The sequence below is a fragment of the Pseudomonas sp. ITEM 17296 genome (assembly GCF_028895205.1).
GTDB classification, from domain to species: domain Bacteria; phylum Pseudomonadota; class Gammaproteobacteria; order Pseudomonadales; family Pseudomonadaceae; genus Aquipseudomonas; species Aquipseudomonas kermanshahensis.
Window position 1 is genome coordinate 123192 of the sequence record NZ_WJRS01000011.1, and the last position, 13747, is coordinate 136938.

Below are 13747 nucleotides of genomic sequence, written 5' to 3' on the forward strand. Positions count from 1 at the left end.
TCGGCGTGGGGTATGGGGCTATCCTGAATGCAGGTTGACGTTTACGTCAAGCAGGGGCGCTATTCAGGCACCCCCACCCGGCGATAACCATTGGGCGTCTGCCCGCTCAGCCGCTTGAAAAACCGCGCGAAGTAGGTGGGGTCGGTAAACCCGAGGCTATCCGACAATTGCCCAATGCTCATGCGCGTATAAAGAAGGTTGCGCCGCGCCTCCAGCAGCAGCCGCTGATGCACCACCTGCAAAGCCGTTTGCCCGCTCAGTGCCCGGCACAGCTGGTTGAGCTGCAGGCTCGAGACGTTCAGGCGCGCGGCAAAGTCCTCCACGGACAAATGCTCGCGGTAATGGGCCTCGACCAGGCGCAGGTATTGCCCGAGCAACAGCCGGTCCCGTTCGTCACGGTTACGGGGCGCCTGGCCCAGTTGCTGCCGGCGGCTGATCCAGACCATCAATGCGGTCACCAGCGCCTGCAGCATCGTCGCCCGTGCCGGGGCATTGCCCTGGTATTCCTGCTGCAGCGTGTCGATCAGGCTGCGTAAACGCTGGCGGTCCTTGCCCAACGCATAGCACGCCGGCGTGGCCAGCATGCCCAGCGGCGCGCCCAGTTGCTGTTCCAGTTCGGCCACCAGCGCGGTGCCGAAGGTCAGTACATGCCCCTGGATGTCGGCACTGAAGCGAAAGCCGTGCACGGTCAGTGGCGGTACCACCTGGATGGCGGCCTGGCTGATCGAGCTGCGGACACCTTCGATCTCCACCTCGGCCTGGCCACGCTGCACATACAGCAACTGGAACAGCTCGGCATGCTGGTGCGGCTTGATCTCCCAGTGGTGCAAGCGGCTGCGTGCCGGGATCGACTCGCAGTGCAACAGGTCGGTGCCGGGCCACGCCTGGTTTTCGCCGTACAGCTGGAACAACGGAATGCCGGGGAGGGTGGATTTCATGCGGTTTTGCCTGTCCGTTAATCGAACGTTTTTTGTAAAAGTGCAGATTTTGCATGGAATAGCACACTTAACCGGCAGCCTTTGCCAGTAAAAATGCAGGTGTAAACCCTAACAGCAGATGCCATGCCACTGCCAGTCCAGGGCCGGCATCGCCCGACTAGAGACAACAACAATGAAAACTCAGGTTGCAATCATCGGTGCAGGTCCGTCCGGCCTGCTGCTCGGCCAGTTGCTGCACAAGGCCGGCATCGAGACCGTCATCGTCGAACGCCAGACCCCCGAATACGTGCTCGGCCGCATCCGTGCCGGCGTGCTGGAGCAAGGCACGGTCGACCTGTTGCGTGAGGCCGGCGTGGCTGCGCGCATGGACCGCGAAGGCCTGGTGCATGAAGGCGTCGAGCTGCTGGTCGGCGGGCGTCGCCAGCGCCTCGACCTCAAGGCCCTGACCGGTGGCAAGACGGTGATGGTCTACGGCCAGACCGAGGTCACCCGTGACTTGATGCAAGCGCGTGAAGCCAGTGGTGCACCGATCATCTACGCGGCGAGCAATGTGCAGCCGCATGAGCTCAAAGGCGAGCGTCCGTACCTCACGTTCGAGAAGGACGGGCAGGTTCATCGACTGGACTGTGACTACATCGCCGGGTGCGATGGCTTCCATGGCGTTTCCCGGCAGAGCATTCCCGAGGGTGTGCTCAAGCAGTACGAGCGAGTGTATCCGTTTGGCTGGCTGGGCTTATTGTCGGACACCCCGCCGGTCAATCACGAGCTGATCTATGCCCATCACGAGCGGGGCTTCGCGCTGTGCAGCCAACGCTCGCAGACGCGCAGCCGCTACTACCTGCAGGTGCCGTTGGACGATCAGGTCGAAGCTTGGTCCGACGAGCGTTTCTGGGACGAGCTCAAGGCCCGCTTGCCCGAGGACGTGGCGGCGAGCCTGGTGACCGGCCCTGCGCTGGAAAAAAGCATTGCCCCGCTGCGCAGCCTGGTGGTCGAACCGATGCAATACGGGCACCTGTTCCTGGTCGGCGATGCCGCCCACATCGTCCCGCCTACCGGTGCCAAGGGCCTAAACCTGGCGGCATCGGACGTCAATTACCTGTACCGGATCCTGGTCAAGGTCTACCACGAAGGGCGTACCGACCTGTTGCAGCAGTACTCGCCGCTGGCCTTGCGCCGGGTCTGGAAAGGCGAGCGTTTCAGCTGGTTCATGACCCAGTTGCTGCATGACTTTGGCACGCACAAGGACGCTTGGGACCAGAAGATGCAGGAGGCTGACCGCGAGTACTTCCTGTCGTCGCCGGCGGGGTTGGTGAACATTGCCGAGAACTATGTGGGCTTGCCGTTCGAAGAGGTGGCGTAGGGGTAGGGCTGAAGATTTTCAGCGCCTGCAAAATCGAGCGCCGCCCGCGCGGCGCATCGCGAGCAACGCTCGCTCCTACGTTTGTTTCGGGCCAGTGAGTCCTATGGCATGGGCGCGCGCGCCCCTTGGTGCCCGCCTCGATATCGAGTTGGAAAAACAAGGCGGTCGCGCGCCGCCATCACAGGCATAATTGGCCCGAAACAAACGTAGGAGCGAGCGTTGCTCGCGATGCGCCGCGCGGGCGGCGCTCGATCTCAAAAGCGAAATCAATCCATCGCCATGCACTCAAGCCTCTCATCACTCCCCCGGCAACTGATAACCGCCCTGTGCCTGGCCGCCACCGCTGGCCCAGCCTGGGCCGACCAGGTACTACCCCCACCCCCCGAGTTGCAGTCCGGCTACCGCAGCGCCTTGCAACCCGTCCACGCCAGCCGGCACATGGCCGCAGCTGCCAACCCGCTGGCCAGCGAGGCGGGGCGTGCGATGCTGCGTGCCGGTGGCAGTGCCATCGATGCGGCGATCGCCATGCAGATGGTGCTCACCCTGGTCGAGCCACAATCCAGTGGCATTGGTGGTGGGGCCTTCATCCTCTATTGGGACGGCAAGCGTGTGCAGGCGTTCGACGGCCGTGAGGCGGCCCCTGCAACGGCCACGGAATCACTCTTCCTGCAAGCCGACGGATCGCCGATGCCATTCAGGGCGGCGCAAATCGGTGGGCGCGCGGTCGGCGTTCCTGGCGTGCTGCGGGCGCTTAAACTGGCCCATGAACAGCATGGCAAGCTGCCGTGGCAGGATTTGTTCGCGCCTGCGATAGCGCTGGCGCAGAAGGGCTTTCCAGTCTCTGAGCGTCTACACACCTTGCTGGCAGCTGACCCTTATGTCGCCCGCTCACCCAGCATGGCCCGCTACTTCCTTGGCGAAAACGGCAAGCCACTGCCGGTCGGCACGATGCTGCGCAACCCCGAGCTTGCGCAGACCCTGGCGCGCATCGCCGCGCAGGGGCCTGATGCGTTCTACACCGGCGAGGTGGCCGAAGCGATCGTTGCCCAGGTGCGTGGGCATGCCAATGCCGGGCAACTGTCATTGCAGGACCTGAGCCAGTACCGGGCGCGCGAGCGGGAGCCGGTCTGTGGTCCGTACAAACTGTGGCGTATCTGTGGCATGCCGCCGCCTTCTTCGGGCGGGGTCGCTGTACTGCAGACACTGGGCATCCTTGAAGCGCTACAGCGCGCGTCGCCGCACTATGACCTGGCGAAACGTGCGCCACGCGCCACGTCATCGCCCGCCGGCCTGGAGCCCACGCCGCTGGCGGTTCACGTGATCGCCGAAGCCGAACGCCTGGCCTATGCCGACCGCGCCCAATACCTGGCCGACAGCGACTACGTGCCGGTGCCGGTCAAAGCCCTCATCGACCCTGCCTACCTCGCTGGGCGTGCCGCCCAGATCGGCACCTACAGCATGAAGCGCGCCCGCCCCGGTACCCCGCAGGGCGCCAACCTGGCCATGGCCCCCGACCGTTCGCCGCTGCGTATTTCCACGTCGCACCTCTCTGCCGTGGACGACAGTGGCCAGGCCTTGGCCATGACCACGTCAGTGGAGGCGGCGTTCGGGGCGCATTTGATGGTCAAAGGTTTTTTGCTGAACAACCACCTGACCGATTTCTCGTTTTTGCCACAGGAGCAAGGTAAGCCCGTGGCGAACCGGGTCGAGCCGGGCAAGCGCCCCTTGTCGGCCATGGCGCCGACCTTGGTGTTTTCGCGGTCATCGGGTGAACTGGTGGCCAGCCTCGGTTCCCCCGGCGGCTCGCAGATCATCGGCTACGTGAACAAAGCGCTGGTCGGCCTGCTTGACTGGCAACTAAACCCGCAACAAGCCAGCAACCTGCCCAATTTCGGCAGCCGTAATGCCGGTACCGAGGTGGAAGCGGGGCTGACCAGCCCGGCGCTGATCCGGCAACTGGCGGCCTGGGGGCACGAGGTCACGCCCATGACCATGACCAGCGGCATGCAGATCATCCAGCGCACTGGCACTGGCTGGTCCGGGGGCGCCGACCCGCGACGCGAAGGCGCGGCACTCGGCGATTGAGCAAGCGCGTTGCGGGGTGTGAGGTGGCGTGATAGAACGCTACCTTGCCATTCAGAAGTTGAATACCCAGATGTCCATCAGCGTGAAATCGAATAGAGCACTGTTCGACCTCGACTTGCTGCGCGCGATCGTCGTGGTGGCCGATTGCGGCAGTTTCACCACTGCCGCCGCGCGCCTGCACTCGACCCAGTCCACCATCAGCCAGAAGGTGCGCCGACTCGAAGAAATGGTCGGCCACCGTTTGCTGGTGCGCGGCAACCGTGACGTGCTGCCCACCGATGCCGGGCAGACCTTGCTCGGCTATGCCCGCCATATGCTGGCCTTGAACGACCAGATGCTCGAAGCGCTGGCAGGGGCGATGGTCGGTGTCACCGTGCGCCTTGGCGTGCCCGAGGATTTCGTCGGTGGGCGCACCACCAACGCCCTGTCGGCGTTCAGCCGGCTGCACCCGCAGGTCAAACTGGAAGTGACCAGCGGGCTGTGCCGCGACCTCAGCCAAGCCTATGACAATGGCGAGCTCGACCTGGTGCTGCTGAAGCAGCGGCGCAACAGCCGCGAAGGGGTGGCCTGCTGGCCTGAGCGTCTGCAGTGGATCGACAGTGCGCGCACGCCGGCTTTTGAACTCGACCCGATCCCGTTAGTGACCTTTCCGCCACGCGGGCTGTACCGCGATGACATGATCACCGCCATCGAAGGCATGGGCCGGCGCTGGCGCATCAGTTTTACCAGTTCCAGCCTCAGCGGCATCCAGGCTGCAGTCGCCGATGGCATGGGCATCAGCCTGCTACCGCCGCGGGCGGCAACGCGCGAGCACCGGGTGCTGGGGGGCGAGCAGGGGTTGCCCGAGGTCGACAGCTACGAAATTGTCATCGTCCATCGGCCCACCGCAGACGTGATGGTCAAGGCACTGGCCGAGGTGATGACGCAATTGTTGGCTGGAGGTGGGATCTAAAAGCAATTAGAATCAGTCGCATTCATACCTTTAGCCCGCTAGCGTGCCCTTGAATGACCGACTCCACCCCGGCAGACGAAACCTCCTTCGGCACGCTTTACCGCGACCATCGCAGTTGGCTGGAAGGCTGGCTCTCGCGCCGCCTGGGCGATGCCTGGGAGGCCGCCGACTTGGCCCAGGACACCTTCTTGCGGGTGCTCGCCGCGCACCCCGGGCAGACGCTACCCAGTCTGCGTGAGCCCAGGGCCTATCTACTGACCGTGGGCAAGCGGCTGCTGATCAACCATTACAAGCGGCGCAGCCTGGAGCGCGCTTACCTGGAAGCCCTGGCCAACCTGCCCGAAGCGCTGGCGCCCTCGCCGGAGCAACGCTGGATACTGCTTGAAGCCTTGCAGGCCCTGGACGAACTGCTCGACGGCCTGCCACGCGCCGTGCGCCGGGCTTTTTTGTGGGCGCAGTTGGAAGGGGTCGACTACGCAACCATTGCCGAGCGTTTGCAGGTTTCTGAGCGTACGGTCAAACGCTATATGGTCAAGGCGTACGCGCATTGCCTGTTGGTGGCGTTGTGAGCGCGCCCGTCGACGCTCGCGCTCGTCAACTGGCCCGCGAGGCCGCGCAGTGGCTGGCCTTGCAGGACGCTGGCCCACTGGATGATGGCCAGGTCGACGCGCTACAGCGCTGGCGTGCACGCAGCGCGGCCCATGAAGCGCTGTGGCAAAAGGCCGAGGCCCTGCGCACGCAGTTTTCCGCTGTGCCATCGTCGCTTGCCGTGGCCTGCCTGGACCGCCCGGACCCCGACCGCCGCCAGTTGCTGGGCCAGGCCCTGGCGATCGGCGCGCTGGCGCCGCTAGCTTGGTATGGCTACCGTCAGCTACCCGTGGACAGCTGGCGCGCCGACCTGCACACCGCCACCGGAGAACGGCGTGGCCACGTGCTAGCAGGCGGAGGGCGCGTGCATTTGAACACTGCCAGTGCGGTGAACCTATCTGTGCAGGGCGGCCAGCACGTTGTGCAACTGGTACGGGGTGAGATTGCCGTGGACTGCGTCGGCCCGTTGCAGGTGCAGACCGCCCAAGGCGCTGTCTTTGCTACCCAGGCGAGTTTTTGCGTGCGTCAGCAAGGGCAGCACTACCGCGTGTCGGTCAGCGATGGCGCCGTGCGCCTGCAAACGGCCCAGGGCGGCGCGCTGTCATTGCAGGCTGGGCAGAGGGTAACCCTTGCTGCAAGCGGGGCAGGGCCTATAGAGGCGTTCGACGCGCAGTTACCGGGTTGGCAGCAAGGCCTGTTGATGGTCGACAACCAGCCCTTGGGCGATGTATTGCGCGAACTCGACCGCTATCGCCCCGGGCTGCTGCGTTGGGACCCGGCCCTGGAGCGCCTGAGCGTGACCGGCACCTTCCAGCTCGACGACAACGACCGCATCCTTGCCTTGTTGGCTGCCAGCCTGCCGCTGCAGGTGCATTACCGGACCCGCTACTGGGTGTCGCTGACACCGCGCAAGCAACCTGCCTGAGGGTACACCGCACACGTGTAAGTGTTTCAGTCTGTGGCCAAATGGAATACCTGGCGGGCTGCGCAGTCCCAACTGTTACCTGGGTACGACACCCGTCATCCCACGCCATGGAGAACCAACATGAAAGCAGCGCTTTTCGTTGCATTGCTGGCCAGTACCGGCCTTGCGCAGGCCGCCCAGACGGTGGAACTCAAGCTGGCAGGCCCCGACGGCCCAGGCAAGTCGATCGGGACCATCAGCATCGAGCAAAACCAATACGGCACCCTTCTGACCCCTGATCTCAAGGACCTGCCACCCGGCGTGCATGGCTTCCACCTGCATCAGAATGCCTCGTGTGCTCCCACGGAGGAGAACGGCAAGCCGGTGCCTGCTGGCGGGGCGGGTGGCCACTGGGACCCGGATTCGACCCAGGCGCATAAAGGCCCCTACGATGACAGCGGCCACCGGGGTGACTTGCCGGCGCTGTACGTGGGTGCCGATGGCAAGGCCAGCTATCCGGTGCTCGCGCCACGCCTCAAGGCTGCGGACTTCAAAGGCCATGCGTTGATGGTGCATGCCGGTGGCGACAACCACAGTGACCACCCGGAAAAACTGGGCGGTGGTGGTGCGCGGATGGCATGCGGGGTTGTGCAGTAACGGCGGGTAGGAGCAGCCTTGCGCTGCGAAGAGGCCATTGCAGGCACATCATCTGCAACAGCTGTACCGGCCTCTTCGCAGCACAAGGCTGCTCCTACAGGTGGCTTTCAATTAATTGATCGAAAGCGGGCGTGAGCTTCTCGGTGACAGGTGAATCCCGGCGATCATGCAGCGCACCGAGCCCCCGGCCATCTCGATGGTCGGCACATCCAAAGGTACCAACCGCGCCGAACGCTCGATGCGTTGACGCTGCTCCCCCGTAAGGCTGTCGAACGCTTTGCGCGAAAGCGCAAGGATTCGACCATCGCGGCCAGAAAGCTCGATGGCGTTGCCGGCAAACTGGCTGATCTGCTGGTTGCTCAGGTCGATCACATCACGGCCTGACTCGATCAGGCGCATGCGCACCTCCTGTGCACGGCTCGGGTTGGTGAACGTGTCAAACCCCACCAGTGCAAACTCAGTCGCCACGCACATCAGGACGTTGGTGTGGTAAATCGGCGTGCCTTGTTCGTCGGCCGTGTCGAACACCATGGGCTCGAAGTTGAAGTGCGTGCTGAAACGCTCGAGGGCGATCGGGTCGGCGCGGTTGGAGCGGGCGGTATAGGCGACCCTGGACAAATGGTCGAACACCATTGCCCCGGTGCCTTCGAGAAACAGCTCGTCCTGTTCCAGCCCGGAATAGTCGATCACATCCTGCACCCGGTACTCATGCTTGAGCATCTCGATGACATCCGCCCGCCGTTCGCGGCGGCGGTTGCGCGAGTACATCGAATAGATCGCGATGTGGCCGCCCGGGTGGGTGGAAAACCAGTTATTCGGGAACACCGAGTCCGGCGTGTTCTGCTCGCCAAAGTCGTCGAACAGGTGCACCCGCACGCCCTCGGCTTCAAGCCGCCCCGCGGCCTGGGTGACTTCGTCGCGCGCCACATCGGCCACGGCGTGCGCGGCGACGTCAGGGTGGGTGCTCTGAAACGAATTGTCTGCCGCTGTTTCCGGGTTGGGGGTGAAGGCGTGCGGCCTGACCATGACCACTGCCGCAGGTGCTTGAATCGAACGCGTTGGAAATGCCATCTGGAATACCGAAATTAAGAGCTGACCGTAGGGTTATGCAACGCGTCGGATGCGGCTTTTGGCAGCGCGGCCGCGGGTGTGGCTGAACAGGTCTTTCGGGTCTTCGTCCACCCAGGGCACCAGGTCGATTTTTGAACCCAGGCCGCGTTTTTCGGCTTCCTGTAGTACATACCGTAGTACGGTGTAGTCTTCGAGCGCGAAGCCCACCGAGTCGAATACGGTTACCTGGCTGTCGCTTTGGCGGCCTTCGGTTTCACCTCGCAGTACACGCCAGAGGTCGACCACCGGGAAGTCGCCTGGCAATTGCTGGATGTCACCTTCGATACGGGTCTGCGGTTCGTACTCGACGAACACCCGGGCTTTACGCAGTACATCGGCATGCAGTTCGGTCTTGCCTGGGCAGTCGCCGCCCACTGCGTTCAAGTGCATGCCGGGTTCGAGCATATCGGGGGTGATGATGGTCGCGTAGGCCTTGTCGGCGGTCACCGTGGTGATGATGTCGACGCCTTTGACCGCCTCGGCAACAGAGCGGGCCTTGCGAATGGTAAGGCCGCTGTACTCCTTGAGGTTGGCGATCAGCTTGGCGGTGGCCAGCGGGTCGGTGTCGAAGGCGACGATTTCTTCGATACCCAGGTGTTTGTGGAAGGCCAGTGCCTGGAATTCGCTTTGCGCGCCGTTGCCGATCAGCGCCATTTTTTTCGCGTTCGGCCGGGCCAGTGCCTGGGCGGCCATCAACGATGTGGCGGCAGTGCGCAGGGCGGTGGCGATGGTCAGTTCAGACAACAGCACCGGGTAACCGGTCGCCACGTCGGCCAACACGCCAAAGGCCATGACGGTATGAAGGTCTTTTGCTGTATTGGCAGGGTGCCCGTTGACGTATTTGAACGCATAGCGATGCGTGTCGGCGACTGGCATCAATTCGATCACACCCACTTCCGAATGGCTGGCAACACGGGCGGACTTATCAAAGTCCTGCCAACGTTTAAAGTCTTCGCGCAGGGCCGCGGCCAGTTCGCCAATGAAGGGCGCTACGCCAATGTCATGGACCAAATCGGACATGGTTGGAACATCAATGAAATACGTCATGCTCTTGCACCTTTTATGCGCGCGCTCTCACCTCAAGGCCTGCAGGGTGAACGCTTAAGATTGTTGAGGGGTTGCCAGCACGAAGAGTTTGATGAAAGGTTGCGTCAAATTGAAGAGAGCAGGTTGCCAGTTTCGTCATCTTTCTAGACAATCTGCGACCCCAGAATAACAATCTGATTAATGGGCAGGCACCATGGACACTGTAGACCGGGAACTGATCGCGCTGTTGCGTGATAATGCACGCACGCCGATCCTCACCCTTGCCAAGAAACTCAAGGTTGCCAGGGCAACGGTGCAGAACCGCATCACCAAGCTTGAGGAACAAGGGGTGATCATGGGCTACACGATTCGCCTCAGGTCAGATGCCCTGGAGCAAGGCGTACGGGCAATTACCAGCATCGGCATCAGCGGCCATCATGCTGCGGAGGTCAAGCACGCGCTGCGCGGGCACCCCAACGTGGTGGCCATTCACACCACCAATGGCCGCTGGGACCTGATGGCCGAGCTGCGGGCCGACACCCTTGAGGCCTTCGACCGAGCGTTGAACACGATTCGCTCGATACAACACATCGAGAACACCGAGACCAGCATTTTGCTCTCCACCTTCAAGATGTGATCACTGCGATAGCCGGAATGGGCAGGCGCCTGGCGCAAACTGTCACCCCGGCCTTTCACAGTGCAACAAATCCCATTTCGTGTGTGCAGTCTGTAGCGTTCCGATTGACCACAACGGCTGGCAAAATGAAACAGCGTCAGCACCCTGTGTTTCACGTTTAAACGTCTTGCCGGGCATGACCAGATTAATCGGCGTGCACGTGTGATGGGCTTTCATAATTAATTAAGCCTGATGAGAAGTTTCATCGGGGCGTGTATTTCCGTCTGCGTTAATACCCATGCCTGCTGCGCTTGTTATTACAACACGTGTGCACGTGCGTACCAATTAAAGTGCGCAGTGAAGGGATGTGGTTTCACAGAAAAAGAATAAGAGGTCAACTATGCAGCAAACGTGCAACTCGCAAGACGCGACTGGGCAGCCTGGCCGTACGCTGAAGCGACGGCTGGAAAACAGGCACATTCAGCTCATTTCGATCAGTGGTGCGATCGGCACCGGGCTGTTCATGGGCTCGGGCAAGATCATCGCGCTTTCCGGCACATCGATCATTCTGGTGTACGCCATCATCGGCTTTTTCGTGTTCTGCATCATGCGTGCGATGGGCGAGATGCTGCTGGCCAACCTGCACATGGAGTCGTTCGCAGACCTGGTACACAACTACCTGGGGCCGCGCGCCGGTTTCATCCTCAGCTGGTCCTACTGGCTCAGTTGGGTGGTCGCGGCGGTGGGTGATGTGGTCGTGGTGGCAGGCTTCTTCCAGTACTGGTACCCCGATGTGCCCACCTGGCTACCGGCATTTGCCACGATGTTCCTGCTGCTGGGCCTGAACATGCTAGCGGTAAAGGCGTTTGGCGAGGTCGAGTTCTGGTTCGGGCTGATCAAGATTGTCGCGATCGTGCTGCTGGTGCTCACGGGGCTGGTGATGGTGGCCACGTCTTACACGTCGCCAGCCGGGGTCACGGCGTCCTTCAGCCATCTGGTGGCACCCGGCGTGGTCATGCCCCATGGCATTCTCGGCTTCCTCGCCGGCTTCCAGATCGCGATTTTCTCGTTCGTGGGCACCGAACTGATCGGTACCGCAGCCGCAGAGGCCAAGGACCCGGAAAAGACCCTGCCCAAAGCGATCAACACCATTCCCGTGCGCATCCTGCTGTTCTACATCTGCTCGCTGGTGTGCATCATCAGCGTGGTCTCGTGGGCGAATGTGCCGGCAAACCGCAGCCCGTTCGTCGAGCTGTTCCTGCTGGGCGGCCTGCCGGCTGCGGCCGGCATCATCAATTTCGTGGTGCTGACGTCTGCCGCCTCGTCGGCCAACAGCGGTGTGTATTCGGGGTCGCGGATGCTTTACGGCCTGTCCCACCAGCAACAGGCGCCGACTGCGTTCGGGCGGCTGTCCGGGTCGGGTACGCCGGTCAGGGCGCTGGTGTTTTCGGGGGTGTGCATGGCGATTGCGCTGACGCTGTTGTTCGTGATCCCGGAGGTCATGACGGTCTTCACGTTGGTGTCGACCATTTCGGCGGTGATGATCATCGTCACCTGGTCGCTGATCCTGATGTCCTATTTTGCCTACCGGCGCCAGAACCCCAAGGCGCATGAGCAGTCCAGGTTCAAGCTGCCAGGGGGCAAAGTGACGGCGGCATCGGCGCAGCTGTTCCTGATCTTCGTGTTGTGCCTGTTGGCGCTCGAGCCTGACACTCGCACCGCGCTGTATGTGATGCCGCTGTGGTACATCGGTTTGCTGCTCGCCTACCGGCACCGGGTTAAGGTGTGCGCGCGGCAAGTAGCGGCTACGGCTTCCTGAAACGCAGTGCAGTTGGCCGTGGGGTAACGCCCACGGCCATTGCCGCTTTCAGCTGTCGCGCAGCCAGTCCACCAAGCCCAGAGTGGTCGGGGTAGTGCTGCGGCCATGGGGCACTACCAAGTAGTAGGCCTCGCGGGGTTTGACCACCAGCTCGGTCAGGCGCACCAGCTCACCGGACGCCAACAGGTGATCGACCATTCGACCCCACCCCAGCGCCACACCATGCCCATGCAGCGCGGCCTGGACGGTGTCGGCGTACAGGTGGCAACGCAGGCTGTAGCGAAGTTTGGGCGGGTGCCCACCCGCTTCGCGGAACCAGGTAGGCCAGGTCATCCAGCCCTCGGTCGTGGCATCGGCATCGAGCAAGTCGGCGCCGTACAGCCCTTCTAGTGACTCCGGCAGGCTGTTGCGGGTGAGCCAGTCGGGTGAACACACCGGAAATATTTCTTCCTCGAACAGCTGCACCGCGGTGCCGTCTTCCCAGCGCCCGTTGCCATAGCGCACCAGCAGATCGACATCGTGATTGCGCAGGTCGCCCATGAACATCTGTGTGGCCAGGCGCAGGCGCACGTGGGGCAGGGCGGTGCGCAAGGTGCCCAGGCGCGGCATGACCCGCAGCTGGGAAAACGTCGCGGTGCAGCTCAGCACCAGTTCTTGCTCGTTGCCACCCTCGCTGAGGCGGTCGAAGACCGAGGCGATCTTTTGCAGCGAATCGGAAATGACCGCATACAGGGCCTGGCCCTCGCTGGTCAGGCGCACGCCCCGGTGCAGGCGCTGAAACAGCTGGCTGCCGAGGGTTTCTTCGAGCTGCTTGACCTGTTTGCTCACCGCTGCCTGGGTCACGCCCAACTCCTGCGCGGCCAGGGTGAAGCTGTTGTGCCGGGCCACGGCTTCGAATTCGAGCAGTGCCGTCATCGACGGGATGATGCGCCGGTAGCCTTTGTGCTTGTTGCCGTATTCTTGTGTTTTCATGCGACGTCCTGGCAAGGCGCGACGCGCTGGTCCGCGTCGCGCCCAGACAGTGGCAGAAAAACCGCCAGGGTGGTAGTCGCCAGCAGGCCTTCAGTGCTGGCGCTCGGCCACCGCCCGCAGCGTGCGCAACGTCACCACCGGTGCATCCACCACAAAGCGGTTGGCCAGCCACCCCGGCACATCCCCGGCCGGGTCTGCCTTGAGCTGGTACGTGACTTCGGTCTGCTTGTCACCCAGCGGTTTCATCACCCACTGGCCACTAAGGCGCTGCACGCGGATCAGCCCCTCCACTTCGGGGATCTTGCCAGGGTCGGCGCTCAGGTGGCGCAGCAGGGTGCCGTCGTCGCGCTGTTCGGTGGTCACCTTGACCACGATGTCCCGCGGCAGGGTCGGCCACGGCAGGTTGGTGGTCAGGTAGACCCAGGTACTGTCGCCGTCGACCTCCAGCAAGCGCATCTCGGCGCAGGCATACAGCCATTTGCAGGCCACGCGCAGGTTTTCCTGCAGGTCTGTCAACGTGCGTACGCTGGCCTTCATGGTGCTGACACCGCGAAACTGCTGGTAGGGGGAATCGCCGTCGCCGCTGAGGTAGACACGGATGCCTTCCCTGTCGTAGGCCAGGTTCCAGTCGTCGGTCGCCTGAACGGTACTGGACAGCGCCAGCAACAAGGCGGCAAGCAGGCGGTAGCGGTTCATGATGAGCACCGCGCAGGGCAGGAT

General features: G+C 62.9%; 13 protein-coding genes. 8 read left to right on the forward strand and 5 right to left on the reverse strand.

Translation table 11 applies throughout. The features are described 5' to 3' along the window. Positions 1-59: 59 nt before the first annotated feature. A complete protein-coding gene (locus tag GIB19_RS14630) occupies positions 60-938 on the reverse strand; it encodes a helix-turn-helix domain-containing protein (RefSeq protein WP_099429132.1) in 879 nt (292 codons plus the stop codon). 172 nt (positions 939-1110) lie between these two features. Here GIB19_RS14630 and pobA point away from each other — a divergent pair, with 172 nt between their 5' ends. The 6 genes from pobA (at position 1111) to sodC (ending at position 7484) form a co-directional block, all read left to right on the forward strand. Beyond that, positions 1111-2298, forward strand: coding sequence for a 4-hydroxybenzoate 3-monooxygenase (pobA, locus tag GIB19_RS14635; RefSeq protein ID WP_027593541.1), 1188 nt, complete (start codon positions 1111-1113; stop codon positions 2296-2298). 279 nt (positions 2299-2577) lie between these two features. Further along, on the forward strand, positions 2578-4383 hold the full coding sequence (ggt, locus tag GIB19_RS14640) for a gamma-glutamyltransferase (RefSeq protein WP_274886976.1): 1806 nt from the start codon (positions 2578-2580) through the stop codon (positions 4381-4383). Positions 4384-4453: 70 nt separating this feature from the next. Next, complete coding sequence (locus tag GIB19_RS14645) at positions 4454-5335, forward strand: LysR substrate-binding domain-containing protein (protein ID WP_085274280.1); 882 nt, start codon at positions 4454-4456, stop codon at positions 5333-5335. A 53-nt stretch (positions 5336-5388) separates the two neighbouring features. After that, positions 5389-5904 carry a sigma-70 family RNA polymerase sigma factor gene (locus GIB19_RS14650; RefSeq protein ID WP_085274256.1) on the forward strand — a complete coding sequence of 172 codons (516 nt, stop codon included), beginning with the start codon at positions 5389-5391 and terminating at the stop codon, positions 5902-5904. Beyond that, entirely contained in the window at positions 5901-6848 is a 948-nt protein-coding gene (locus tag GIB19_RS14655) for a FecR domain-containing protein (RefSeq protein WP_274886979.1), read from the forward strand. Before GIB19_RS14650 ends, GIB19_RS14655 begins: the two co-directional genes overlap by 4 nt. Before the next feature lie 120 nt (positions 6849-6968). After that, positions 6969-7484, forward strand: a complete 516-nt coding sequence (gene sodC, locus GIB19_RS14660; RefSeq protein ID WP_027593536.1) for a superoxide dismutase family protein — start codon at positions 6969-6971, stop codon at positions 7482-7484. Positions 7485-7595: 111 nt separating this feature from the next. Here sodC and ctlX read toward each other — a convergent pair whose 3' ends face one another. Beyond that, on the reverse strand, positions 7596-8555 hold the full coding sequence (gene ctlX / locus GIB19_RS14665; protein WP_172960355.1) for a citrulline utilization hydrolase CtlX: 960 nt from the start codon (positions 8553-8555) through the stop codon (positions 7596-7598). Between the two features lie 33 nt (positions 8556-8588). Further along, positions 8589-9641 carry an ornithine cyclodeaminase gene (locus GIB19_RS14670; RefSeq protein ID WP_099429136.1) on the reverse strand — a complete coding sequence of 351 codons (1053 nt, stop codon included), beginning with the start codon at positions 9639-9641 and terminating at the stop codon, positions 8589-8591. Between the two features lie 193 nt (positions 9642-9834). Between GIB19_RS14670 and GIB19_RS14675 the strand changes: the two genes are divergently transcribed. Together GIB19_RS14675 and GIB19_RS14680 are read left to right on the forward strand one after the other, a co-directional pair. Beyond that, entirely contained in the window at positions 9835-10257 is a 423-nt protein-coding gene (locus GIB19_RS14675; RefSeq protein WP_027593533.1) for an Lrp/AsnC family transcriptional regulator, read from the forward strand. 379 nt (positions 10258-10636) lie between these two features. Next, on the forward strand, positions 10637-12055 hold the full coding sequence (locus tag GIB19_RS14680; RefSeq protein WP_274886980.1) for an amino acid permease: 1419 nt from the start codon (positions 10637-10639) through the stop codon (positions 12053-12055). 48 nt (positions 12056-12103) lie between these two features. On the opposite strand, the gene GIB19_RS14685 is transcribed toward GIB19_RS14680, so the two are convergent. Both GIB19_RS14685 and GIB19_RS14690 read right to left on the reverse strand, forming a co-directional pair. Then, complete coding sequence (locus GIB19_RS14685; RefSeq protein WP_274886981.1) at positions 12104-13027, reverse strand: LysR substrate-binding domain-containing protein; 924 nt, start codon at positions 13025-13027, stop codon at positions 12104-12106. A gap of 90 nt (positions 13028-13117) precedes the next feature. Beyond that, positions 13118-13723 carry an START domain-containing protein gene (locus tag GIB19_RS14690; RefSeq protein ID WP_027593530.1) on the reverse strand — a complete coding sequence of 202 codons (606 nt, stop codon included), beginning with the start codon at positions 13721-13723 and terminating at the stop codon, positions 13118-13120. Positions 13724-13747: the final 24 nt, after the last annotated feature.